The 24,295-nt window shown below is 68.9% G+C and carries 23 protein-coding genes; 6 read left to right on the top strand and 17 right to left on the bottom strand.

Going from position 1 to position 24,295, the window contains the following annotated elements; all coding sequences use genetic code 11:
* The first annotated feature begins 88 nt into the window (after positions 1 to 88).
* Positions 89 to 364, top strand: a complete 276-nt coding sequence (gene infA / locus C0099_RS04960; RefSeq protein ID WP_102246414.1) for a translation initiation factor IF-1 — start codon at positions 89 to 91, stop codon at positions 362 to 364.
* Between the two features lie 12 nt (positions 365 to 376).
* Here infA and C0099_RS04955 read toward each other — a convergent pair whose 3' ends face one another.
* On the bottom strand, positions 377 to 2,818 hold the full coding sequence (locus tag C0099_RS04955; protein WP_102246413.1) for a Lon protease family protein: 2,442 nt from the start codon (positions 2,816 to 2,818) through the stop codon (positions 377 to 379).
* Between the two features lie 179 nt (positions 2,819 to 2,997).
* Between C0099_RS04955 and moaA the strand changes: the two genes are divergently transcribed.
* Positions 2,998 to 4,074, top strand: coding sequence for a GTP 3',8-cyclase MoaA (gene moaA / locus C0099_RS04950; RefSeq protein WP_102246412.1), 1,077 nt, complete (start codon positions 2,998 to 3,000; stop codon positions 4,072 to 4,074).
* 90 nt (positions 4,075 to 4,164) lie between these two features.
* Here moaA and rmuC read toward each other — a convergent pair whose 3' ends face one another.
* The 10 genes from rmuC to mltG form a co-directional block, all read right to left on the bottom strand.
* A complete protein-coding gene (rmuC, locus tag C0099_RS04945) occupies positions 4,165 to 5,547 on the bottom strand; it encodes a DNA recombination protein RmuC (RefSeq protein ID WP_228151656.1) in 1,383 nt (460 codons plus the stop codon).
* A 68-nt stretch (positions 5,548 to 5,615) separates the two neighbouring features.
* Positions 5,616 to 8,519, bottom strand: a complete 2,904-nt coding sequence (locus C0099_RS04940; RefSeq protein WP_102246411.1) for an HD domain-containing phosphohydrolase — start codon at positions 8,517 to 8,519, stop codon at positions 5,616 to 5,618.
* Positions 8,520 to 8,634: 115 nt separating this feature from the next.
* On the bottom strand, positions 8,635 to 11,133 hold the full coding sequence (locus tag C0099_RS04935) for an ABC transporter permease (RefSeq protein ID WP_102246410.1): 2,499 nt from the start codon (positions 11,131 to 11,133) through the stop codon (positions 8,635 to 8,637).
* Positions 11,134 to 11,165: 32 nt separating this feature from the next.
* The gene (locus tag C0099_RS04930) at positions 11,166 to 12,335 is read right to left on the bottom strand and encodes a M20 aminoacylase family protein (protein ID WP_102246409.1); all 1,170 of its coding nucleotides are present in this window, start codon (positions 12,333 to 12,335) and stop codon (positions 11,166 to 11,168) included.
* 37 nt (positions 12,336 to 12,372) lie between these two features.
* Positions 12,373 to 13,065, bottom strand: coding sequence for an ankyrin repeat domain-containing protein (locus C0099_RS04925; RefSeq protein ID WP_102246408.1), 693 nt, complete (start codon positions 13,063 to 13,065; stop codon positions 12,373 to 12,375).
* Positions 13,049 to 13,822 carry a TatD family hydrolase gene (locus C0099_RS04920; RefSeq protein WP_102246407.1) on the bottom strand — a complete coding sequence of 258 codons (774 nt, stop codon included), beginning with the start codon at positions 13,820 to 13,822 and terminating at the stop codon, positions 13,049 to 13,051. The genes C0099_RS04925 and C0099_RS04920 overlap by 17 nt, the downstream gene beginning before the upstream one ends.
* Before the next feature lie 25 nt (positions 13,823 to 13,847).
* Positions 13,848 to 14,210, bottom strand: a complete 363-nt coding sequence (locus C0099_RS04915) for a PilZ domain-containing protein (RefSeq protein ID WP_102246406.1) — start codon at positions 14,208 to 14,210, stop codon at positions 13,848 to 13,850.
* Complete coding sequence (gene holB / locus C0099_RS04910; RefSeq protein WP_102246405.1) at positions 14,207 to 15,235, bottom strand: DNA polymerase III subunit delta'; 1,029 nt, start codon at positions 15,233 to 15,235, stop codon at positions 14,207 to 14,209. Before holB ends, C0099_RS04915 begins: the two co-directional genes overlap by 4 nt.
* Positions 15,232 to 15,849, bottom strand: a complete 618-nt coding sequence (tmk, locus tag C0099_RS04905; RefSeq protein WP_102248385.1) for a dTMP kinase — start codon at positions 15,847 to 15,849, stop codon at positions 15,232 to 15,234. Before tmk ends, holB begins: the two co-directional genes overlap by 4 nt.
* An 8-nt stretch (positions 15,850 to 15,857) precedes the next feature.
* Positions 15,858 to 16,856: an endolytic transglycosylase MltG gene (gene mltG, locus C0099_RS04900; protein WP_102248384.1), complete on the bottom strand. Its 999-nt coding sequence runs from the start codon at positions 16,854 to 16,856 to the stop codon at positions 15,858 to 15,860.
* A gap of 86 nt (positions 16,857 to 16,942) precedes the next feature.
* Here mltG and ygfZ point away from each other — a divergent pair, with 86 nt between their 5' ends.
* The 3 genes from ygfZ to C0099_RS04885 are packed head-to-tail and all read left to right on the top strand — an operon-like array spanning position 16,943 to position 19,022.
* Positions 16,943 to 17,956 carry a CAF17-like 4Fe-4S cluster assembly/insertion protein YgfZ gene (ygfZ, locus tag C0099_RS04895; protein ID WP_102246404.1) on the top strand — a complete coding sequence of 338 codons (1,014 nt, stop codon included), beginning with the start codon at positions 16,943 to 16,945 and terminating at the stop codon, positions 17,954 to 17,956.
* Positions 17,957 to 17,967: 11 nt separating this feature from the next.
* Positions 17,968 to 18,270: a DUF4936 family protein gene (locus tag C0099_RS04890; protein WP_102246403.1), complete on the top strand. Its 303-nt coding sequence runs from the start codon at positions 17,968 to 17,970 to the stop codon at positions 18,268 to 18,270.
* On the top strand, positions 18,261 to 19,022 hold the full coding sequence (locus C0099_RS04885; RefSeq protein WP_102246402.1) for an NRDE family protein: 762 nt from the start codon (positions 18,261 to 18,263) through the stop codon (positions 19,020 to 19,022). The genes C0099_RS04890 and C0099_RS04885 overlap by 10 nt, the downstream gene beginning before the upstream one ends.
* A 1-nt stretch (position 19,023) precedes the next feature.
* Here C0099_RS04885 and C0099_RS04880 read toward each other — a convergent pair whose 3' ends face one another.
* The 3 genes from C0099_RS04880 to tadA are packed head-to-tail and all read right to left on the bottom strand — an operon-like array spanning position 19,024 to position 20,411.
* Positions 19,024 to 19,470 (bottom strand): GNAT family N-acetyltransferase, encoded by a 447-nt coding sequence (locus C0099_RS04880; RefSeq protein ID WP_102246401.1) that lies wholly within the window; start codon positions 19,468 to 19,470, stop codon positions 19,024 to 19,026.
* A complete protein-coding gene (locus tag C0099_RS04875; protein WP_102246400.1) occupies positions 19,463 to 19,942 on the bottom strand; it encodes a L,D-transpeptidase in 480 nt (159 codons plus the stop codon). Before C0099_RS04875 ends, C0099_RS04880 begins: the two co-directional genes overlap by 8 nt.
* A gap of 1 nt (position 19,943) precedes the next feature.
* Positions 19,944 to 20,411, bottom strand: coding sequence for a tRNA adenosine(34) deaminase TadA (tadA, locus tag C0099_RS04870; RefSeq protein ID WP_102246399.1), 468 nt, complete (start codon positions 20,409 to 20,411; stop codon positions 19,944 to 19,946).
* 154 nt (positions 20,412 to 20,565) lie between these two features.
* Here tadA and C0099_RS04865 point away from each other — a divergent pair, with 154 nt between their 5' ends.
* Positions 20,566 to 21,351 carry an ion transporter gene (locus C0099_RS04865; RefSeq protein WP_102246398.1) on the top strand — a complete coding sequence of 262 codons (786 nt, stop codon included), beginning with the start codon at positions 20,566 to 20,568 and terminating at the stop codon, positions 21,349 to 21,351.
* Between the two features lie 186 nt (positions 21,352 to 21,537).
* On the opposite strand, the gene ftsX is transcribed toward C0099_RS04865, so the two are convergent.
* The 3 genes from ftsX to ftsY are packed head-to-tail and all read right to left on the bottom strand — an operon-like array spanning position 21,538 to position 24,247.
* Positions 21,538 to 22,440 (bottom strand): permease-like cell division protein FtsX, encoded by a 903-nt coding sequence (ftsX, locus tag C0099_RS04860; RefSeq protein ID WP_102246397.1) that lies wholly within the window; start codon positions 22,438 to 22,440, stop codon positions 21,538 to 21,540.
* A complete protein-coding gene (locus C0099_RS04855; protein WP_102246396.1) occupies positions 22,437 to 23,102 on the bottom strand; it encodes a cell division ATP-binding protein FtsE in 666 nt (221 codons plus the stop codon). The genes ftsX and C0099_RS04855 overlap by 4 nt, the downstream gene beginning before the upstream one ends.
* Positions 23,099 to 24,247, bottom strand: coding sequence for a signal recognition particle-docking protein FtsY (gene ftsY, locus C0099_RS04850; RefSeq protein WP_102246395.1), 1,149 nt, complete (start codon positions 24,245 to 24,247; stop codon positions 23,099 to 23,101). The genes C0099_RS04855 and ftsY overlap by 4 nt, the downstream gene beginning before the upstream one ends.
* Positions 24,248 to 24,295: the final 48 nt, after the last annotated feature.

The following is a 24,295-nucleotide window of genomic DNA, read 5'->3' as shown; positions in this document are numbered from 1 at the left end:
CCGATGTCGTCCGCCCCGACGGACGGCCCGGCGCACGATCCGCCCAGGAGGGCGGATTCTCGCCGCAACCCTTTATGGAGGCCAATGAATGGCGAAGGAAGAACTCATCGAAATGCACGGCTCTGTCACCGAAGTGCTGCCTGACGGCCGCTATCGCGTGACGCTGGACAACGGTCACGACCTGATCGCCTATTCCGGCGGCAAGATGCGCAAGTTCCACATCCGCATCATCGCCGGCGACAACGTCTCGCTGGAGATGTCGCCCTACGACCTGAGCAAGGGTCGCATCACCTTCCGTCACCTGCCCGGCCGCCCGCCCGGCACCTCCGGCCCGCGCCCGGGCGGCGGCAAGCGCCGTCGCTGATCCACTCCCGGCTCACTCGCCGTCCTGACGCCAGTGCCCCACCTGGCGTGAACGGCGTGCGCCAGCGGCCCCGCGCCCACTGCTCCACGCACTCTGCGCAGTGGCCATCGTCTCCAGCGCGACGGCCACGCGGTGGTTGATCGTGTCCTTGGGAATCGCGCCCTTGGCATCGGGCGTACCCGCCGGCATGCCGGTGAGCAAGGTCATCGCATCATCCACGGTGTCGATGGTGTAGACGTGGAAAGTGCCCCGCCGTACGGCCTCGACCACATCCTCGCGCAGCATCAGGTGGCGCACGCTGGCCGACGGGATCAGCACGCCCTGGTCGCCGGTCAGGCCGCGCACCGCGCACAGGTCGAAGAAGCCCTCGATCTTCTCGTTGACGCCGCCGATCACCTGCGCCTCGCCAAACTGGTTCACGGAACCGGTGATTGCCAGCCCCTGGCGCAGCGGCACGTCGGCAAGCGCCGAGAGCAGCGCACACAGCTCGGCCAGCGAAGCCGAATCGCCCTCGACATAGCCGTAGCTCTGCTCGAACACCAGACTCGCATTCAGTGAAAGCGGCCGGTTGCGCGCATAGCGCGCTGCCAGAAAGGCGGTGAGGATCATCACACCCTTGGTGTGGATGGCGCCACCCAGCTCCGTTTCGCGCTCGATGTCGACCACCTCGCCATCGCCCAGGCGCGCGGTCGCGGTGATGCGCACCGGGTGGCCGAAGTGCTCTCCCGCCAGCTCGACCACCACCAGACCGTTGACCTGACCCGAGCGCCGGCCGTCGGTCGAGATCAGCGTCGAGCCCTCGACGATGGACTCGAGCACGTTCTGCGAATAGCGGCCGAAGCGGCGCGCCCGCGCGGCGATCGCGCGGTCGATATGCAATCGGCCGACACGTTCCAGGCCTGCCTCACGCGCGTAGTGGTCAGCCTCGCGCATCAGATCGGCGAGCTTGCGCGTGTATAGCGAGAGTCGGCCGGCGTCCTCGGCCAGGCGTGCCCCCTGTTCGACCAGCCGCGCGACGGCCTCGCGGTCGAGCGGCAGCAGGCCGACGTTGCGCGCGAGCATCGCCAGCAGGTGGGCGTAGTAATTGACGTTCTGCGGAGTACGCGGCATCTCGTCGTCGAAATCGGCCGCGACCTTGAACAGTTCGGCGAAGTCCGGGTCATGGTCGGTGAGCAGGTAGAACAACTCGCGACTGCCGATGAGCACGACCTTGAGCCGGCACGGCACCGGCTGCGGCTCCAGCGTGACCGGCGCGTTCCAGCCCTGCGCCTCGGCCGGCGGCTCGATGCGGATCTCGCCGCTGCGCAGCGAGCGCTTGAGCCCGTCCCAGGCCCAGGGCTGGGCGAACAGGCGCTCGGCGTCGAGGATCAGATAGCCGCCGTTGGCCCGATGCAGCGAGCCGGCGCGGATCATCTGGAAGTTCGTCACCTGGTTGCCCATGTGCACGACGTGCTCGATGCGCCCGATCAGGTTGCCGAAGCCGGGGTTGTCTTCATAGACCACCGGCGCGCCCTGGGTGTCCGCGTGATCGACCAGCAGCTTGACCAGATAGCGCTGGAAACGCCCGGAGTTGTCGTCGTCGCCGCCCTCGTCCTCGTCGCCGCTGCTGCCCCAGTCGATGCCGCTGTCGAGCAGATCCTTGTGCACGGCGTCGAGAAAGGCCTGCACCGCCAGGATATCGCGGTAACGATCACGCAGATCGCGCGACAGATGGGCGACGGTCGGCGCCAGCGCATCGCGCTCGGCCCGGCAGATCGATTCGCGCAGCGCCTTGCGCCAGCCCGGGAATTCCTCGAGCAGGTCGGCCAGGCGCTCGCTCCACGTCCCGACCGCAGTCTCGATCCGCTCGCGTTCGTCCTTGGGCAGTGCGTCGAAATCTTCCGGCGACATCGTCTCGCCGTCCTTGGTCGGCGCGAAGACGAAACCTTCGGGGGTGCGCAGCAGGGCCAGGGCATCGGCCGCGCATTGTTCTCCCAGCTCCTGCAGAGCGCCCTCCTCGCGCTCCTTGTGCGCGTCCTGCAGGGCCTCGATGCGGCTCTCGTGGGCGTCGCTCGACAGCGCCGCATCGATGGCCGGCGCGAGATCGCGCACGAAGGTCTGCATGTCGAGGCGCAACTGGTTGCCCCAGCCGGCCGGCAGCGCGAGCAGATGCGGGCGCTGCGGGTCGTCGAAGTTGTAGACGTAGCACTGGTCGGACGGAACGGCGCCCTTGGCCGCGAGCTCGGCGAGCAGGCGGCCGACGATGGCGTGACGGCCGGTGCCGGACTCGCCCAGCACATAGACGTTGTAGCCGGAGTGGGTCATCGCCAGACCGAAGCGCAGCGCCTCGTCGGCGCGTGCCTGCTCGAGATCGTCGGGCAGGTCCTCGAGCGTCGCGGTGGTCTCGAAGGGCAGGGATTCGGGGTCGCAGCGGGTGCGCAGGCGCTCGGCCGGCAGGCCGGTGGAAGCGGTCATTTCGGGTCGTTCCTCGGTTGCGGTGATTCCGCCCGCGGGCCGGCCGCGTTCGGCGCACGCAGGCGGTACAATGCACATTGTTGCACGCGGGCGGCGCACGCGCGCAGATCGCTGAAACGACGGCGAATCCGTGCGGTCCACCGGCTGCGATGCGCACTTATCCATGCGAAGCGAAACCGATGAAAATCATCCCCATCCGCGCCGCCGACCTCAGCACCCTGCCCGAAGCTCCGGGCGAGATCCCGGCGAGCGGCCCGCTGGCCGACCCGCGCGGGCGCGAGGTGCGCGATCTGCGCATCTCGGTGACCGACCGCTGCAATTTCCGCTGCACCTACTGCATGCCGCGATCGGTGTTCGACAAGGATTACCAGTTCCTGCCGCGCGACGAGCTGCTCAGCTTCGAGGAGATCGAGCGCGTCGCGCGCGTGTTCGCCGAACGCGGGGTGCGCAAGCTGCGCATCACCGGCGGCGAGCCGCTGCTGCGCAAGAATGTGGATCAGCTCATCGCGAAGCTCGCGCGCATCCCGGACGTCGAGATCACGCTGACCACCAACGGCGTGCTGCTGCCGAGGATGGCGCAGCGCCTCAAGGACGCAGGCCTGGATCGCGTCACGATCAGCCTCGATTCGCTCGACGACCCCACCTTCCGGCGCATGAACGACGCGGACTTTCCGGTCGCATCGGTGCTCGAAGGCATTGACGCGGCGGCGGCGGCCGGCCTCGGCCCGATCAAGATCAACATGGTGGTCAAGCGCGGCGAGAACGACGACGGCGTGGTCGACATGGCGCGCCACTTTCGCGGCAGCGGCCACATCGTGCGCTTCATCGAGTTCATGGACGTGGGCAGCTCCAACGGCTGGGAGATGGGCGCGGTCGTGCCCTCGCGCGAGATCGTCGAGCGCATCTCGGCCGAATTCCCGCTGGAGTCGGCCGACCCCAACTACACCGGTGAAGTCGCCGAGCGCTGGCGCTATGTCGATGGCGCCGGCGAGATCGGCGTGATCTCCTCGGTCACCCAGGCCTTCTGCTCCACCTGTACGCGCATCCGCCTGTCGACCGAGGGCAAGCTCTTCACCTGTCTGTTCGCGCAGTCCGGCCACGACCTGCGCGCGCTGCTGCGCGGCGGCGCATCCGACGCCGATCTGGACAACGCCATCGCCCGCGTGTGGATGAGCCGCACGGACCGCTATTCCGAGATCCGCACTGCGAACACCGCGAAGGAACGCAAGATCGAGATGTCGTATATCGGCGGCTAGCGGCCGGCGGGCTGTTGTAGGTCGTGGCGAGCGCAGCGAGGTGCGACACCGGGCGTTGCGCGGGTAAAGGCCGTCGATGTCGGAATTCGCCTACGGCTCATCCCGACCTACGCCCTCTTCCACTGGCGGCAACTCGTCGAGTTGCGTCGATTCGATCTTCTCGAAGTGCGCGCTGATCTTGCGTGAGCTCACCTGCACGTCCTGCACGTCGCGGTTGGCCTGGTCGATGTGGCGGGCGAGCGCGTTCATGCGTTCGTCGAAGCGGTGGAAATCCTTGGCCAGCTTGCCCAGCGCGTCCTTGATGACGTGGATGTGCTTGCGCGTCTCCACGTCCTTGAGCACGGCGCGCGCGGTGTTGAGCACGGCCATCAGCGTGGTCGGCGAGACCACCCACACGCGGCGCTCCAGTGCGTATTCGACCAGCCCGGGATGCCAGGCATGGATCTCTGCGAACACCGCCTCGGCCGGCACGAACATCACCGCGCCGTCCGAGGTCACGCCCTCCTCGATGTATTTGGATGCGATCGCCTCGATGTGGCGTTTGACGTCGCCGCGGAAGGCCGTCTGCGCGAGCTTGCGATCGATGTCGGAAGCTTCCGGTTCGAGCATGCGGCGATAGTTCTCGAGCGGGAACTTGGCGTCCACGCACACCATGCCGGTGGGCGCGGGCAGGTGCAGCACGCAATCGGCGCGCGTGCCGTTGGGCAGGGTGTACTGGAAGGCGTAGGAATCCGGCGGCAACAGGTTGCGCACCAGGCCTTCGAGCTGCACCTCGCCGAAGGCGCCGCGCGCACGCTTGTCGCCGAGCAGATCCTGCAAGCCCACCACGCTTGTCGTGAGGCCGTCGATCTTCTTCTGCGCCTCGTCGATGGTAGCCAACCGCGCCATCACGTTGGCGAAGGTCTCGTTGGTCTTGCGAAAGCCCTCGTCCAGACGCTGGTTCACGTGCCCCGCGATCGATTCGAGGCGCTCGTCGAGCGTGCGCGACACGCCCGACAGCCCGCCCTGCAGCAGTTCGCGGTCGGCACGGGCCTGCTCGGCCAAGCGTGTGAGCACCTGATCGAGCAATTCGGCGCGCAATCGTTCATGCGCCGCCGCCGATGCGCCGGCGGCCTCGGCGAAACGCTGCGCGGCCTGCTCGCGCTGTTCGGCCAGGCGCGCCTGCATCGCCGCATCGAAGGCATGAAAGGCCTCGCGCAGCGCGGAAACCTCACGGTCCAGCGTCGCGCGCACGCGCTCGCTGGCATGCTCGGTGCGGTCGGCGAGCCGATCGGTCTGACGCTCCTGTCCGGCCTGCCAGTGATCCGACAGCTCATCGAAACGCGCATCCAGCGTATCGACGAGACGCTGCGTCAGGCGCCGCTCCGCGCGTGCGCCACGCAGCGCGAGCCACGCGAGCATGACGAACACCACGGCGAGCGCAGCCAGCGTCAGCTCGGGCGCGTGCGCGCGCATCCATTCCATCCACGGCATCGGTCCGGCATCTCCTGTGAACGATGCCGGGATTGTACGCAGGCTGCCCCGCTGCTGCCCGAAGCAGGCTACACAGTGCGCAGCCCGGCCAGGCCGAGCATGGCGCCGACGTCGACCTCGTCGATCTGCGCGGCGTCGAGGAAGCGCTCGGCGTAGCTGCGGTAGATGCCCGAATCGAGGAAGAGCGCGAACAGATCCGGATCGAGATGGCCGTCCGACGCCATGCGCGCCATGATCGCCACGGACTCGGACAGGGTCTTGGGCGCCTTGTACGGACGATCGGCAGCGGTCAGGGCCTCGAAGACGTCGGCCACAGCCATCGCGCGCGCGAGCACGCTCATGTCCTCGCGCTTCAGCCGCCGCGGATAGCCGCGCCCGTCCATGCGCTCGTGGTGCCCCCCGGCGATCTCCGGCACGTTGGCCAGATGGCGCGGAAACGGCAGCCGCGTGAGCATCATGATGGTCTGCACGATGTGGTGATTGATGATGTAGCGGTCCTCGTCGGTCAGCGTGCCGCGGCGTACCGACAGGTTGTGCAGTTCGCCACGGTCGAAGCGGTGTCGCGGCACCTCCATCGCGAAGCCCCAGGGATTGTCCTCGGCGATGCGTTCGGACTCCGGGCGCTCGACACGGTGCCAGGGCAGATCGGCGAGCAGCGACTCCTCGGCGGGCAGCGGCTGCGGTGGATACGGTGCGCGCAACTCCTCCTCTTCGCGCGAGATGCCCAGCCGATCGTCGATGGTGCGCTTCCAGGTGCGCGCAGCGATGCGGCGCAGGCGCTCCACCGCCGCGTCGTCCATGGATTCGCCGCCCCGGTTGCAGGCAGCGACGAAGGCGAACTCCTCGTCGATCTCCGCCAGCGTGGTCTCCAGCCGCGCCGCCACCGCCTGTGCGTCCTCGCCGGCGAGACGGGCCTCGAGCGCATTGATGTGCGCGTCGCGCTTGAGTACCTCGAAGCGCATGCGGATCTCGTGGATGCGATCGTAGATGCACTCGAGCTTGGTGGCCTTGTCGACGACGTGCTCGGGGGTGGTGATCTTGCCGCAATCGTGCAGCCAGGCGGCGATGTGCAGGGCCTCGCGGTCGTCCTCGCCGAGATGGAATCCGGCCAACGGGCCCTGGCGGGTCTCGTGCGCGGCCTCGGCGATCATCTTGGTCAGCGCCGGAACGCGCTGGCAGTGGCTGCCGGTATATGGGCTCTTGGCGTCGATGGCCGAGGCGATCAGCTCGATGAAGGCTTCGAGCAGGCGTTTCTGCGCGGCAATCAGCTCGCTGGTCTCGATCGCCACCGCCGCAGACGACGACAGCGCCTCGACGAAGCCCACCCGCGTGTCGCCGCGCGAGGCCTGCTGACCAATGAGCAGCGGCAGCCACGCAACGATGGCACCGACCAGTTCGCCGTCACGGTTGATCAGCGGTGTGGCCACGCGCATGTCGCCGTCGACGGCTTCGACCTCGGTCGTCTGGCCGGCGGCGGCGGTCGCGAGCAGCCCGTCGCCATCGATGGCCACGCGGGCCGGCAAGGCCGCGTCCACGGTGTCGTCGGCACCATGCACCCGCACGCGTTCGAGAATTCGGCCATCGCCGACGCGATAGATCGCGCCACCGTTTGCACGCGTGGCCTCGAGTACGGTGGCGAGGATGGTCTCGAGCACCTTCTCGACGTCTCGCTCCACGCTGAGTGCGACGCTGGTATCGAGAAAGTCGGAGATCGTGCGTCGCAGCCGCGCCGTTGCGTTGCCGAGCTGGTCGACTTCCGTGATGTGCGACAACACTGCCGGCCGCTCGCCAAAATCGAAGGCTTCGAGCGCCCGCGTGTCCTCGGCGATGCGTCGCAGCGACGACACCGAGTGATGGGTCAACCACAGTCCGAGCGGCACGGCGGCGAGAAAGATCGCCAGCGCGATCGCCAGCTGGGCCGTGACGATGCGGCGCGCGTCGGCGAAGATTTCGTCCTCGGGAATCGCCAGCAAGGCCGCCAGGCGCAGCGAACCGATTGGATCCAGCGGCAGGCGCACCACGTACCAGTCACGCCCTCGTTCATGGACCACGTGGCGTCCGGTCGCGCCGGGTTCGAGTACGAAGGCCTGATCGAGCACCTTGGAGCGCAGTTCGCCGATGTTCGCCAGTCGGAAACGGTCACCCGTGTCGGGAATCAGCATGCGCATCGCGTCGTGGTGCGCAATCACTGTTCCTGCCCCGTCGACGATCGCCAGCTCGCCCGAGGCGGTCATGCGCAACTGGTCCAGGTGTGCGGTGAGCTGGGCGAACTCCGCGTCCAGCCCCACAACCGCCGCACCGTCGACGCTGCGACGCGCCATGGTCACACCCGGCACGCGGGTCGTGAAGAACAGATAGGGTTCGGTCAGGATGGTCTCGCGCGTGCGCTGCGCCGCGGCGTACCACGGTCGCTCGCGCGGATCGAACACGTATTCGGGCAGGTCGCGCGCCTCCAGCAGATCATCGTCGCGCCCGAAAAAATGGTAGAGGCCGGTGATCGCACCGTCCTCGTCGCGCTCGATGGTCTGGACCAGCATGTCCGCGTCCGGCGGCGCGGCGAAACGGGTTGCCAGCGCCGCCGTGTGCAGCGGACGGAAGAGGATGAAATCGCCGTTCGGGTAGCCTGCGTAGACCGCCTGCACGATGGCGTTGCCGGCGAGCACCTCGCGCGCCAGCGGCAACAGTGCGAGCCGCTGCTCCAGTGTCCGGGCGCGGCCGAATCCGGCATGGGAGAGCAGGCGCAACTGGTTGTCGGCCGGCTCGTAGATGCGCCCGATGCGCTCGTCGAGCAGGGTCGCGGCCTGCGCGATGGCCTCATCGGTGGCCGCGGCGAGCGACCGCTCGGCGCCGCGATAGGCGCTGATCGTGAGCGCGACGACGACGCACCCGACCAACACGGTGACGGCCAGACCGACCGCCAGATGCAGCGGAATACGAAAGCTCGCTGGCAGGATGCGTCTGGCCGTGCTCATCGTCCCCCCCTGCTGGCAGCCGGCATCTCGTCGGCGCATCACACACGGACGCACCCTATGCGTGCAGCTTAAACCAGTCGTCGAGCCGCTACCATCATGACATGCGAAAAACCGCTCAGGCCACGGCACGCAGCCCGGCCAGCGGCGGGCGATTGAGCATGCCGCGCGTACCCAGCCAGCCACCGGCGACCACGCCGAGCGCGGCGAGCAGCATCGCGGCGACCAGCCCGAGCGGATCCGGTACGTAGTTCATGTCGAACACGAAGCGCGCCAGCAGCCAGCCGATCGAGCCGGCGGCCAGGGCCGCGACACTGCCGGCGACCCCGCCGAGTACGGCGAACTCCGCCAGCAGTGCCTGACGCAACTGGGCGTTGCGCGCCCCCAGAGAGCGCAGCACCGCCAGTTCGAAATCACGCTCGTCGTGGGTCGATTGCAGCGCCGCATAGAGCACGATCAGCCCCGCCAGCAGCGCGAAGCCGAAGACGAACTGAACGATCAGCGACAGCTTGGCGGTGATTGCCTCGACCTGGGCGAGCACGGCCGCGACGTCGATCACCGAAAGATTGGGAAAGGCCCGCACCAGACCGGTGGTGAATTCGTAGGCGCCCTCCTCGGGCAGATGGAATGCGCTGACCAAGCTGGTCGGATCACCGTCGAGCATGCCCGGTGCGGCCACGACGAAGAAGTTCACGCGCATCGAATCCCACTCGAGCGCGCGCAGGCTGGTGATCGGCGCCTCGACCATGCGGGTGCCGATCTCGTAGCGCAGCGTGTCTCCCAGTGACAGCCCCAGCGTTCGCGCCAATCCTTCCTCGACCGACCATTGTGGCTCACGCGCATCCCCGTGCCAGCGCCCGGCGACGATCTCGACGCCATCACCCGGCTCGGAGGCATAGCTCAGATTGAACTCGCGCTCGGCCAGTCGCTGCGCGCGGTCGCTCGCGTAGCCTTGCGGGTCGACCGGCTCACCGTTGATCGCGACCAGGCGGCCGCGAATCATCGGCAGGATGGCCGGCGTATCGAGCCCCGCATCGGCGAAGTGCTGCGCGACCGCTTCGCGCTGGTCGGGCTGGATGTTGACGACGAAGCGGTTGGGCGCGTCCGGTGGCGTCTTCTGACTCCAGTTTTCAAGCAGGTCGGCGCGTATCGTGGTGAGCAGCAACAAGGCCGCGATGCCCAGACCGAGCGCGCTGGCCTGGATCACGCTCGCACCGATGCGCCGGTTGAGCGAGGCCAGGCCATAACGCCAGCCACCGCCGCGCAGGCTGCCGTGACCTCGCACCCGGCCAAGTAAGCGCAGCACGCACCAGGCAGCGAACGCAAACAGCACCAGCGCGACGACGAAACCAAGCGCGACGAACAGTCCCAGACGCACATCGCCGGCGATCCAGAACACCAGGCCGAGCAGCACCGCCGCACCGGCCAACCAGGCGGCGCCGCTGGCGGGCTCGACCGAGGCCAGTTCACGACGCAGCACGCGCAGCGTCGAAACACGGCGCAACCGCAGCAATTGCGGCAAAACGAAGCCGACCAGCAGGGCCAGGCCGACCGCGATGCCATGGGCCAACGGCAGCATCGACGGCGCCGGCAGCGAGATCTGCAGCAGCCCCGCGAGCAGGCCCGCGAGTGAGGCCTGCACGCTCCAGCCCAGGGCGACGCCCACGAGCGAGGCGATCAAGCCGAAGAACACGAATTCGCCGACGAAGATCGCCAGCACGCGGCCCTGGCGCGCACCCAGGCAGCGCATCACCGCGCAGGCATCGAGATGGCGACGCAGGAAGCGGCGCGAGGACAGGCCCACTGCGATCGCCGCCAGAATCACCGCCAGCAGCGCCGCCAGACGCAGGAAGCGCTGCGCCTGATCGAGCGCCGAACGCACCTCGGGGCGCGCGTTGTCTATGCTCTCGAGCCCCTCGCCACGCCCCAGCCGCGGCTCGACCCAGGCCTGGAAATCGTCGACCGCGGCGGGCTCGCCGGCCACGTGCAGGCGCCAGGTCGCGCGCGAACCGGTGACGATCAGCCCGGTGTCGTCCAGATCGGCGAGATTGAAGATGGCGCGCGGCAGCAGGCTGAAGAAGTTCGCGCCCCGGTCCGATTCGAAGGTGACGATGGCGGCGACACGAAAGTCGAGCTCGCCCAGGCCCACCGTATCGCCCACGGACACGTCCAGACTTGCCGTGAGCCGCTCGTCCAGCCACAGTTCGCCACGCGCCGGGATGCCCTCGGCGAGCGCGTCCGGCGCGTTGCGTGCCGGTGCGACGCGCATCGCGCCGCGCAGCGGATAGCCCTCGCCGATGGCCTTGATGCCGGCCAGCTGAGCCTCGTCGGCCGTGCTCACCATGCTGGTGAAGAGCACGGTGTCGGTCACGGCCAGGCCGCGATCGCGCGCCTCGCTCGCGAGCCGGTTGTCCCAGGGATGATCGGAGCGCAGCAGCAGATCGCCGCCGAGCAACTGGTTGGCCTCGCGGTCCAGACCGTGGGCGACGCGATCGGCGAGGAAGCCGACGCTCGTCAGGCTGGCGACCGCGACGATGATCGCCAGGCCGAGCAGATGCAACTCGCCCGCGCGCAGATCGCGCAGCATCATGCGCAGGGCCAGTCGCAGCGTCTTCATGGAGGACTACGACCGGGCGGCTGAGCGGCGGTTCATCGCGCCGCGCCCAGCAGGCGCCGCACCAGTTCGACCCAGTAGGCCCCGCCGACCGGAATCAGGTCGTCGTTGAAGTCGTATTTCGGGTTGTGCAGAAGGCAGCCGCCCTCGCCCGGACCGTTGCCAAGCCACACGTAGCAGCCGGGCTTGTGCTGCAGGAAGAAGGCGAAATCCTCCGAGCCCATGCTCGGGCGCATCTCGGTCGTGACCTTGTCCTCGCCCACCAGCGCGCGAGCCACCTCGGCGCACAGCGCGGCCTCGTCCGGGGAATTGACCGTGGCCGGATAGCCGGCACGGTAGTGCAGTTCGATCTTGACGCCGTGCGCCGCACCGATGCCCTCGCACACCTCATGCATGCGCCGACGCACGGTGGAGCGCACCTCCTCGCGGAAGCTGCGCACCGTGCCGGCGAGCTCGACGCGGTCGGGAATCACGTTCTGCGCCTTGCCGGCGCGGAAGATGGTGGTCGATACCACGGCCGCGTCGAGCGGGTCGATGGTGCGCGCCGCAATCGTCTGGAAGGCCTGCACCAGGGCGCTGGCGGCGACGATCGGGTCCACGCCCAGGTGCGGCATGGCGGCGTGACAGCCGACGCCGGTGACCTCGATGTCGAAGCGGTCGGCACTGGCCATTACCGGGCCGTCGTGCACGGCGAAATGACCGCTCTCCAGCCCCGGCCAGTTGTGCAGGCCGAAGATCGCATCCATCGGGAAACGCTCGAGCACGCCGTCGTCGATCATTGCCTTGGCGCCGGCCATGCCCTCCTCGGCCGGCTGGAATACGAGATACACCGTGCCGTCGAACTCGCGCCTGGCCAGCGCCTCGGCCGCAGCCATCAGCATGGTGGTGTGACCGTCATGGCCGCAGGCGTGCATGCAGCCCTCATGACGCGAGCGGTAGTCGATTTCGTTCTGTTCGACGATGGGCAGCGCGTCCATGTCGGCACGCAGGCCGATCGCCCGCGGCGAAGAGCCGGCGCGCAGCACGCCGACCACGCCGGTACCGCCGATGCCGCGATGTGTTTCGATGCCCAGCGACTCGAGGTGACGCGCGACCAGCTCCGCCGTGCGGTGCTCGGCGTAGGCCATCTCCGGATGGGCGTGGATGTCGCGGCGGATTTCCGTATAGCGCGCGTGCTCGGCGCGCAGGGCTTCGATGGCGCTCATGGATTCTCCGGTGGGCCGTCGGGGACGGCCGTCTGGATCATTGCAGTTCGGAGGACAACTCCGAGGACTTCGACCGTTCGGCCTGCGCCGCGCGCACGAGTTCCGCGATGTCGGTATTGCGCCTCTCGAGCGCCCAGCTCACGGCGGTGTAGCCGCGATCGGTTTCCTGGTACAGGTCGATGTCGGTCTCGAGCAGGCGGCGCACCACGTCGATGTGACCGTTGCGACTGGCGAGCATCAGCGCGTTGGCGCCATTGGGCGCGAGCCCGTTGACGTCGGCGCCGCTCAGCAGCAGGTCTTCGACCAGATCCAGGTGTCCCTGAAAGGCGGCGTACAGCAGCGGCGTCCAGCCGTCGTGATTGAGCGGGGCGCCGGCATCGATGAGCATGTCGACGATCTCGCGGTTGCCCTTGAGCACGCCCAGCATCAGCGCGGAATCGCCGGCCTCGTTGCGATGCTTTGGGTCCGCGCCATAGGCCAGCAGCGTACGCACGGTGTGCACGTGGCCTTCGCGCGCGGCGATCACCAGCAGGCTGTTGTTGAAGGCATCGACCGTGTCCGGATCGATGCCGCGATCGAGCAGTTCGATCAGCGCGGAAGTGCGTCCGTGCGTGGCCGCATCGAGCACGTCCTCGTAGCTGCCGGCGGTGGCTGCTCCACCGCTGGCGAGCGCGGCGGCGAGAAGAATGAGGCGCGCGACGCGCGCGAATCGTTCAGTGAGCTTGGGCATGGCGAAAGAGCCTGAAAAAGTTGTCCCGGGTGGTCTGGGCGATGCGCTCGACCGGTTCTTCGCGCAATCGTGCGATTTCCTCTGCGACATGCACGACCCACGCGGGTTCATTGGTGCGCCCTCGATGCGGCACGGGCGCCAGATAGGGTGAGTCGGTCTCGATGAGCATGCGCTCGAGCGGCACGATGCGCGCGACTTCCTTGAGTGCCTTGGCGTTCTTGAAGGTGACGATCCCCGAGAACGAAATGTAGAAGCCCAGTTCCAGCGCGGCCTCGGCCACCTCGCGCGTCTCGGTGAAGCAGTGCATGACACCGCCGACCTCGCCCGCGCCCTCCTCGCGCATGATGCGCAACGTGTCCTCTGCGGCCGAGCGCGTGTGGATCACCAGCGGCTTGCCGGTTTCGCGCGAGGCGCGGATGTGCACACGGAAGCGATCGCGCTGCCACTGCGGCCGGTCTTCATGCCAGTGGTAGTCGAGCCCGGTCTCGCCGATGGCGACGACCTTGGGATGGTCGGCGAGCGCGACCAGGCGCGCGACATCGGGCTCCTCGACATCCTTGTTGTCCGGATGCACGCCGACCGACGCGAAGAAGCCGTCGTGGCGCTCGGCGATCGCGCGCACGCGCGGGAAGTCTTCGAGCGTGACCGAGATGCACATCGCGTGACGCACATCGTTGGCATGCATCGCGTCCACGATCTCGTCCTCGCGCTCGGCGAGTTCGGGAAAATCGAGATGGCAATGGGAATCGACGTACATTGGGAATGCGAAACCTTGGTGAAACTCAGAGCGTGTGCGTGGGCCGCGTGGAGCCGACCAGACCGGCGAGCACCGTTTCGATGCGGCTGCGCAGCGCCTTGCCCGCCTCGTCGGCCGAGAAGTGCAGGCCCACGCCCTGGATCTTGCCGCCCTGGGCGCCCGGCGGCGTGATCCACGCCACGCTCGCGGCCACGGCGTGCTTGGTCGGGTCGTCCATCAGCTGCAGCAGCACGAAGACCTCGTCACCGAGGCGGTACTGCTTGGGCGTGGGCACGAAGATGCCGCCGTTGGCGAGAAACGGCATGTAGGCGGCGTACAGCGCCGACTTGGAGTTGATGTTCATCGACAGCACGCTGGGGCGTGCCGCAGGACCCGTCGCTTCGCTCATCGTGATGCCCCGCTCAGTGCGCGCGCATAGCGCAACAGCATGTCCTCGAGCATCAGCCGGGTGTTCAGCGGATGCTGGGCGACCCGGCGGATGCGTGCGAAATCATTGTAACAGTTCGACACCGCGGCAATGCCGCAGCGCGCGACCAGCCGCTCGAAGGTTCGGCGCTCGCCGGGGAAGAAGCGCAGCCGCCCGCCCAGGCGCAGCGCCGCCAGATCGGCGACCCAGCGCTGCATCCAGTCGACCAGCACGACGATGTCGAAGCCGGCTGCGGTGGTCTCCTTGCCGCGCAACCAGCCCTCCCACTGACCGGCCAGCGCCAGCGCGTCGGTCTCGGGCAGGCGCGAGACATCGCGCACGAAGCGCGCGAGATGCTCGCCCAGGCCCTTGTCGGCCATGCGGGCGGCGGCCAGCGGCATGCCGCCGGCGACGTCGAGCAGTCCCGCCGCATCCGCATTCGCGGCGCGCCACACATCGACCTGCTCGGGCGCCGGGCGCGCCACCGGCCACACGCGGCAGCGGCTGCGGATGGTCGGCAGCAGGCGGCGCGGCAACGAGGATACGAGGATCAGCACGCAGCCGGTGGGCGGCTCCTCGAGCAGCTTGAGCAGCGCGTTGGCGGTATACACGTTCATGGCCTCGGCCGGCTCGACGACGACGACGCGGCGCGCGCTCTGGTGGCCGGTCACCGTCAGCGACTCGGTCAGCGCGCGGATCTGGTCGATGACGATCTGCCCGGAACGGCGCGGCGCCTTCGTCTCGCCCTCGCCCGGCGCCTCGTTCTCGGGCGGCTCGACGACGAACAGGTCCGGGTGATTGCCCGCGCGCAACAGCGCGCATGTCGCGCACTGCCCGCAGGCCTGGCCGTCGGCGGCCGGCTGCACGCACAGCAGGCGCGCGGCCAGCGCGTCGGCCAGGTCGCGCTTGCCCACGCCGGGCGGGCCGGCGAACAGCAGCGCGTGCGGCATGCGCTCGCCCAACGCGACCAGTTCCCGCCAGCCGTCCTCGAGCCAGGGATGGATCATCGCAACAGCCGCTCCACGACGATGGCCTCGATCTCGGCGCGGATCACCTCGGGCGTGCGATCCGCGTCGACGACGACGATGCGCTGCGGCGCGGCCTTCGCACGTTGCAGATAGGCCGAGCGCACACGCGCGAAGAAGTCGCGCTGCTCGCGCTCGAAACGGTCGGGCGCGTCTCCGGCGGCCGCGACGCGCGTGGCGGCGATTGCCGGATCGAGATCGAAGACCAGGGTCAGGTCCGGCTGCAGACCCGGATGGACCCATTGCTCGAGCGCCGCGAACTTGGCCGCAATCAGCCCGCGACCGCCCACCTGATAGGCGTAGGTCGCATCCGAGAAGCGGTCGCACACCACCCAGCGCCCGGCGGCCAGCGCCGGCTCGATGCGCGCGGCCAGATGCTCGCGGCGCGCGGCGAACATCAGCAAGGCCTCGGTCTCCAGATGCATGGCCTGATGCAGCAGCAGTTCGCGCAGGCGCTCGGCCAGCGGCGTGCCGCCGGGCTCGCGAGTGCGCTCGACGTCGATCGCGCGCGCGCGCAGCAGCTCGGCGACGGCCTCGATCTGCGTGCTCTTGCCCGCGCCGTCGATGCCTTCGAAGGTGATGAAGCGCCCGCGCATGACCGGATTCAACCGTCCCTCCCCAGAATGTGGATGTTCACCGCCCGATTGTGCTCGCGCAGCGTACGCGAGAACTTGCTCGTGCCGTCGCCGCGCGCGACGAAATACAGATAGTCCGATTCGGCCGGCTGCACCGCGGCGAGCAGCGCAGCGCGCCCCGGCATCGCGATCGGCGTGGGCGGCAGGCCGCCACGCGTGTAGGTGTTGTATTCGTGATCGGTGTCCAGATGGCGGCGGCGCAGCCGCCCCTCGAAGGATTCGCCGTAGCCGTAGATCACGGTCGGATCGGTCTGCAGACGCATGCCGATGCGCAGCCGGTTGGCGAACACCGAGGCGACCAGTTCGCGCTCGTCCGCACGCCCGGTCTCCTTCTCGATGATGGACGCCAGGATCAGCGCCTCGTAGGGCGAATCCAGCGGCAGATCGGGATCGCGCTGCGCCCAGGCCGAGGCAAGCTCGCGCTGCATCGCCTCGTAGGCCGCGCGATACAGCGCGCTCGCGTTCGAGCGTCGCGCGAAGCGGTAGGTGTCGGGGAAGAACAGGCCTTCCGGATGGGCCTCGTCGGCACCGATGCGCGCGAGCAGCGCCTCGTCCGACAAGTCCGCCGTGTCCTGCACCAGATGCGGGTGGCCCTCGATGGTGGCGCGCACCTGGCGCACGTTCCAGCCTTCGACGAGGCGCAGCTCGGCGTGCGCCACCTCGCCCCGGTTGAGCCGGTCGACGAGCTGCCACGGCGTCATGCCATCGCTAACTTCGTAACCCCCCGCGACCACGCGCTCGGCCCGGCCGGTGGCGCGCGCGATCCAGTACAGGCGATCGGCATCGAGCGGCGCGCCAGCGGCGGCCGCCTCGCGCAGGGCCGCGCGCATGGTCTGGCCGCGTTCGACGATGAAATCTGCGGGCGCGGCCAGCGCCAGCGGCCGATGCACGGACCACGCCGCCCAGGCGGCGGCGAGCGCGGCCAGCGCCGTTGCCAACAGCAGGAATCGGACGAACCAGGATTTCATCGGTACTCGCGTCAGGAGCAGGGTCGAATCGCCACGCGGGCGGCCCGTATAATACTGCATCGACCCATCCCCGCAGCCGAGGCGACATGACCCAATCCTGGACCGACTTCCTCACCGGCGAGGGCGCCGAGCTCGCCGACAACGCCGTCCGTTTTCCCGCGCTGCAGGACGACGCACAGGCCTGCGCGATCGTCCCGCTGGTGCATCTGGCGCTGATCGAGAGTCACGGCGAGGACTCCGCCGCCTTCCTGCACAGCCTGTTGTCCAACGACGTCGCCAAACTCGAACCCGACGCGGCGCAGTGGAACAGCTTCAACACGCCCAAGGGGCGCATGCTCGCGAACCTGCTGATGTTCCGCGACCCGGCCGGCCACGCCCTCGTGCTCTCGGCCGACATCGCGCCGGCGATTCACAAACGCCTGTCGATGTACGTGCTGCGCAGCAAGGTCCGGTTGACGCTGTCCGAGGCCGCGCTGATCGGCGTGACCGGCCCGGACGCGGCCGGCATCCTGACCGAGGCCGGCATCGAGGTGCCGCACGACCGCATGCGCCAGAGCGTGACCGACGAGTTGCGCTGCGTGCGCATCGACGCCAGCGACTTCGTGCTCGTCGTGCCGCCCGCCGAAGCCGAGGCGACCTGGCAGCGACTGCGCACGGCCGGCGCACGCCCGGCCGGCAGCGACCGCTGGCATCTGGCGATGATCCGTGCCGGCCTGCCCCTGATCGGCGCCGCGACGCAGGAGGAATTCGTCGCCCAGATGCTCAACTTCGAGCTGATCGGCGGTGTGAGCTTCAGCAAGGGCTGCTACCCGGGGCAGGAGATCGTCGCGCGCACCCAGTACCTGGGCAAGCTCAAGAAGCGCATGTATCGCGTACACGTGCCCGCAGGCCACGTTCCGGCAGCCGGCGACGACATCTACACGCCCGGTTTCGGTACGCAGTCGGCGGGCAAGCTGGTCAATGTCGCGCCGCGTCCGGGCGGTGGCTTCGAGGCGCTCGCCGTGATGCAGATGAACTGCGCCGAGAGCGGCCAGGCGCACCTGCGCGGCCCCGACGGGCCGAAGCTCGAGTTCCTCGACCTGCCCTACGCGCTCGCCTGAGAAGGTGTGAGATGAGCCACGCGGCCGACCCGATTCCGCTCGACTACTACATCTACTACCGCGTGCGCGACCGGGCGAGCGCGTGCGAACGCGTCCACGCCATGCAGGACGACATCGCCGCGCGCACCGGCGTGCGCGGGCGGCTGATGTGCCGGGCCGACGATGACGACGAGACGCTGATGGAGGTCTACCCCGCCGTGGTCGATCCCAACGCCTTCGAGGACGCGCTCGAGGCGGCGCTGGAAGCACACGGCATCGATGCGCTCGTCGCCGACGGCGCGGCGCGCCACGTCGAACGCTTCCGATGTGCCTGATCGTCGCCGCCTGGCGAGCCCACCCCGGCTATCCGCTGATCGTCGCCGCCAACCGCGACGAACACTTTCCGCGCCCCACCGCGCCCGCGCACTGGTGGCCGGACACGCCCGAGGTGTTCGCCGGGCGTGATCTCGTCGCGCGTGGCACCTGGCTGGGCGTCACGCGCTGCGGACGCTTCGCCGCGCTCACCAACTACCGCGATCCGCGCCTGCGCCGTGCCGACGCGCCCTCACGTGGACTGCTCGTGCGCGAATGTCTGGAGTCGCACAGGCCGGCCGACGAAGCGCTGCACGGCATCGCCGCGCGCAGCCCGGAGTACGCGCCGTTCAACCTGCTCGCGGCCGACGCCAATGGTTTCGGCATCCACGAGAGCGCGACCGCCACCACACGCATGCTCGAGCCCGGCATCCACGCCCTGTCCAACCATCTGCTGGGCACGCCCTGGCCCAAGCTGCGCCAGGCGAAGACGCGCTTCGAGGCGGCGCTGCAGGCGCCCGAGCACGAGGACGACTTCCTGCGCCTGCTGCGCGACGACACGCCGGCCGCCGACGCGGATCTGCCCGAGACCGGGGTCGGAATGGAATGGGAGCGCCTGCTCTCGTCGGTGTTCGTGCGCGCACCCGGCTATGGCACGCGTTCGTCGACGCTGCTGCGCATGCGCGCCGACGACACGGTGGACTTCATCGAATGGAGTTGGGATGCGGCCGGACAACCGGCCGGCGAGGTGCGCGAACGCTTCGCGCTGGCCTGACTCAGACCAGACGGAGGAGTGGCCGGCGCATCAGGCGGTGCGCGATGCCGGCCTCGTCGAAGAGCGGCCCGTCCGGCTCGAAGCCATGGCGGCGGTAGAAGTCCTGGGCGTGCGCCTGCGCATGCAGCACCGCCTCGGGCAGGTCGCGACGCCCAGCCTCGGCCACCAGTGCCTCGAGGATGCGCCCGCCCACACCACGCCCGCGCCAGTCCCGGGCCACGGCCAGGCGACCGATGTGGCCGTCGGGCAGCAGCCGGCCGGTGCCGATCACCCGACCGTCGTCGGTCTCGCACACGGCGTGCAGCGACTGCGGATCGTGCTCGTCCAGTTCCATCTCCGGCGGCACGCCCTGCTCACCGACGAAGACCGCGATGCGCAGCGGCATCACGCGCAGCTCGGCCTCGCGCCACGGCAGCAGGCGCAGATGCACGGATGCGGCCTCAGCCATCGATGATGACCTCGGTGCCGGCCGGCACCAACTCGAACAGATCGATCACGTCGGCATTGCGCATGCGCACGCAGCCGTGCGAGCGCGGCTCGCCCATGGGTTCGTCGTCGGGTGTGCCGTGGATGTAGATGTAGCGGCGCATGGTGTCGACCTCGCCGAGGCGGTTGCGCCCCGGCTCGCGCCCGGACAGCCACAGGATGCGCGACAGGATCCAGTCACGCTCGGGATGCCTGGCCGCGAGCGTCGGCGTCCACGTCTCGCCGGTGCGGCGCCGGCCGCGAAAGACCGCGCCGCTGGGCGCACCGGCGCCGATCTTGGCGCGCACCACGTGGCGCCCGCGTGGCGTGCACCCGCTGCCTTCGCGCTCGCCGGGGCCGTTGGCGGCGGTCGATACCGGCCAGGCGCGCAGGCATTCGCCCCGCGCGTCGAGCACTCTGAGGCGTTGTTCCGGAATGCTGATGTGAATGAGCATCTCAGGCGATCAGGGTCTTGTTGCGTCGTGCAGCGAAAAAATCGCTGAGCATCCTCCCACATTCATCGGCAAGCACGCCAGCGGTGATTTCCGCATGGTGGTTGAGTCGCCTCTCGGCGAACAGGTCGATGACGCTGCCCGCCACCCCGGTCTTGGGGTCGCGCGCGCCGAACACCACGCGGGCAATGCGCGCATGCATGATCGCGCCCGAACACATCGCGCACGGCTCGAGGGTGACGTACAGCGTGCAGCCGGGCATGCGGTAGTTGTCCAGCGCCCGGCCGGCATCGCGCAACGCCATGACCTCGGCGTGGGCACTCGGATCCCGCCCGCGGATGGGCTGATTGAAGCCACGCCCGACGATCTCGCCGTCGCACACGACGACCGCCCCGACCGGCACCTCGCCGCATTCGCCGGCGAGTTTCGCCTGTTCGAGCGCGGCGCGCATGAAGCTCTCGTCGTCGTTCATCAGGATTCTCCGATGGGCAGGGCGCTACGGGCGCTCATGATGGAAATTCGGAACGCGCCGGTCAACCTGCACGTCGACTGCACGCGCTTGCGTTGTCCAGTGCTGCCCTGACATAGAATCGCACCCCGTCGTCGAATCCCTTGCCGGAATGCCCATGAACAAGCTCGAACGTCTCGTCGAATCGAATGCCTTCCAGCGTTTCGTGATCGCCGTGATCGTGATCAACGCGATCACGCTGGGTCTGGAAACCTCGCCCACCGCGATGGCCGCCGCCGGCGGGCTGCTGTACGCGCTCGACCGCGCCGCGCTGGCGGTGTTCGTCGTCGAGATCGCGCTCAAGCTCGTGGTGTATCGCCACAACTTCTTCCGCAGCGGCTGGAACGTGTTCGATTTCCTGGTCGTCGCCATCACGCTGCTGCCCACCGGCGAAGGCCTGTCGGTGCTGCGCGCGCTGCGCATCCTGCGCGCACTGCGCCTGGTATCGGTGGTGCCGTCGATGCGCAAGGTGGTCAACGCACTGCTGCGCGCCATCCCCGGCATGACCTCGGTGCTGACCCTTCTGCTGCTGGTGTTCTACGTCGGCGCGGTGATGTCGACCAAGCTCTTCGGCGCCGATTTCCCGGAATGGTTCGGCAGCATCGGCGCGTCCTTCTACACGCTGTTCCAGGTGATGACGCTCGAGTCGTGGTCGATGGGCATCGTGCGCCCGGTGATGGAGGTGCATCCGTTCGCGTGGATGTTCTTCGTGGTGTTCATCCTGATCACGACCTTCGCGGTGCTCAACCTGTTCATCGCCATCGTGGTCGACGCGATGAACACCACCGATCACGCCGAGGGCGAGCAGACGCGCGCGCTGGTCAAGGCCGACCACGACGAACTGATGGCCGAGTTGCGAGAACTGCGTACGGAAATCGCCGCGATGCGTGCTCGCGATCGCTGAGGCGGCAGAAGGTTTCATAGGTCGCCGATGAGCCGCAGGCGAATTGCGACGCCCCGGCCAGCCGCAGCTACCACCGAACGTCGCGCCCCGCGGCACGGTGGGCGTCGCACCTCGCTTCGCTCGCCACGACCTACGGCAACCGGGTACGGAAATCGCCGCGATGCGCGATGCACGACCGCCGAGCGTTCAGCGCAGCCGCTCGCGCAGATGGCGGCGCACCGAGATCTCGCTGCCGCACCAGCCCAGCAGCGCGGCGAAGGCGAGCAGCGCGAGGCTTTCGCCCGGACCCGGTCCGGACAGCGAGAACACCGCGCCATAGGTCGCGGCGAGGCTGTCGACCGGCCCACGCAGCGCCACCACCGCCACCCACACCGTGAGCAGCGCAACCACGCCGCCGAGCAGGCCCTGCAGGCTGCCAAACCAGTAGAACGGACGGCGGATGAACGGGTCGGTGGCGCCGAGCATGCGGCTGACGTCGATCTCGTGACGCTGCGTGAGGATCTGCAGGCGAATGGTGTTGAAGGTCACGATGATCAGCGCCACGCCCAGCAGCAGCGCCAGCAGCAGCACGGCCGAGCGGCCCAGCGCGACGAGCGCGTGCAGTCGCTCGACCCAGGCCGAGTCGAGTTGCACGTGTTCGACCTCGTCCCAGGCGCCGAAGCGCGCGAGCAGGGTTTCGTAGATCCCGGATTCGTCGTCGCGCGGCGAGATCACGAAGGCGTCGGGCAAGGGATTCTCGCCCAGACCGCCGAGCACGTCGCCCAGGCCGCTGCGTTCGAGCTGGCGCAACGCCTCGTCACGCGACACGAAGGTGTACGAAGACACGTCCGCGTCGTCGGCGATGCGTCGCTCGACGGCGGTGATTGCGGCCTGGTCCGCGTCGCGGGCGAGAAACACGCTGATCTCGGGCGAGCCCGACACGCCGCGCGCGAGCGAGGCGATGTTGTCGAGCACCAGGTGTCCGCCGGCCGGCAGCGACAGCGCGATGCCCAGAACCAGCGCCGAGAGAAGCGTGCCGACCGGCTGGCCGGCGAGCCGGCCGGCGGCGACACGCAGTGCGTGAACATGCAGGTTGAGCCAGTGCTTCATGCCGCGAAATCCCGCATCAGCAGACCCTTGCCCAGCACCATGCGGCGCGGACGCCACTGCGAGAACAGGCGCTCGTCGTGGGTGGACACGATGATGGTCACGCCGGCCTCGTTGAACGACTTGAACAGGCCGGCGATGTCGCGCGCGTAGGCCGAATCGAGATGCGCCGTGGGCTCGTCGGCGATGAGGATGGACGGGCGGTTGACGATGGCGCGCGCGATCGCCACGCGCTGCTGCTCGCCGCCGGACAGCCCGGGCGGCATCTCGCGCCCGCGCCCGGCCAGGCCGACACGCTCGAGCGCGGCGTCGACGCGTTTGGCGGCGTCGCGCGGCAGATGGCCGGTGATGCGCAGCGGCAGCATGACGTTGTCGAACACGCTGCGATCGAACAGCAGCCGGCTCTCCTGCAGCACCAGGCCGAGGTTGCGACGCAGATACGGTATCGCCGAGGCGCGCAGGCGCGACACGTCCTGGCCGTTGATGCTGACCATGCCGGCGGTGGGCCGCTCGATGGCCGGGATCATCTTCAACAAGGTGCTCTTGCCGGCGCCCGAATGGCCCGAGAGCACCACCAGCTCGCCATGGCGGATCTCGAAACTGACCCCGCCGAGCGCGACGTAGTCGCCCGGATAGCGCTTGACGACCTTGTCGAAGACGATCATTTGACGGAGCCGCGCGCGAACAGCGCGTCGACGAATTCGCGCGCAGCGAAGGGGCGCAGGTCGTCGATGCCCTCGCCCACGCCGATGAAGCGCAGCGGCTTGGGATGCTGGCGCGCGATCGCCGCGACGATGCCGCCCTTGGCGGTGCCGTCGAGCTTGGTCAGCACCAGGCCACTCACGCCGATGGCCGCATCGAAGGCCTTGACCTGCGCCAGCGCGTTCTGGCCGATGTTGGCGTCGAGCACCAGCAGCACCTCGTGCGGCGCACTCGCCTCGGCCTTGGCGATGACGCGGCGCACCTTGGCGATCTCTTCCATCAGGTGCAGCTGCGTGGGCAGGCGCCCGGCCGTGTCGGCCAGCACGACGTCGATGCCGCGCGCACGCGCCGCATTGACCGCGTCGAAGATCACCGCGGCCGAGTCGCCCTTGTCCTGCGCGATCACGGTGACGTTGTTGCGCGCCCCCCAGGTCTCGAGCTGTTCGCGCGCCGCGGCGCGGAAGGTGTCGCCGGCAGCCAGCAGCACGCTGCGCCCCTGCGCCTGGAAATATTTGGCGAGCTTGCCGATGGAAGTCGTCTTGCCGGCGCCATTGACGCCGGCGATCATGACGATGAAGGGCTGATGGGCAGAGACGTCGAGCGGCGCCTCCAGCGGTGCGAGCAGATCCGCCATCAGCTCGGCGAGCGCATCGCGCAACTGGTCGGCGGTTTCGAGCCGGTCGCGCTTCCAGCGCGCGCGCAGCGCATCGGTCAGGTATTGCGTGGCTTCCACGCCGCAGTCGGCCATCAGAAGCGTCGTTTCCAGATCCTCGAGCAGTTCCTCGTCGATCTTGCGCAGACCGAACAGCCCGGCGAGCCCGCCGCGCGTGCGCGACAGCCCGGCACGCAGGCGCTCGCCCCAGGACGGCCGGGCGGCCTCGACCGGCGCCGGTGCCTGCACCTCGGATGTCGTCGGTTGCGGTTCGACTGCCGGATCCGCCTGCGACTCGGCTGCAGCCTCGGGCACCAACGCTGGTGAAGCGTCGGCCGACGGCCGCGTTTCGGCCGCGAGCGCCTCCGTCTCGGGAGTGTCGGACGCAGCGTCGACCGGTGACGCGGACTCGGGCTCGGGCTCGGGCTTGCGGGACTTCTTCAGGAAACCAAACATGGGCGGTCGGGTCTGTGGGGAGGTCGATGCGGCAGGCACGCCGGCCGC

The organism is Pseudazoarcus pumilus, assembly GCF_002872475.1.
GTDB classification, from domain to species: domain Bacteria; phylum Pseudomonadota; class Gammaproteobacteria; order Burkholderiales; family Rhodocyclaceae; genus Pseudazoarcus; species Pseudazoarcus pumilus.
The sequence above is the reverse complement of the archived record's forward strand: the minus strand, read 5'-3'. Positions and strand labels throughout refer to the sequence as shown.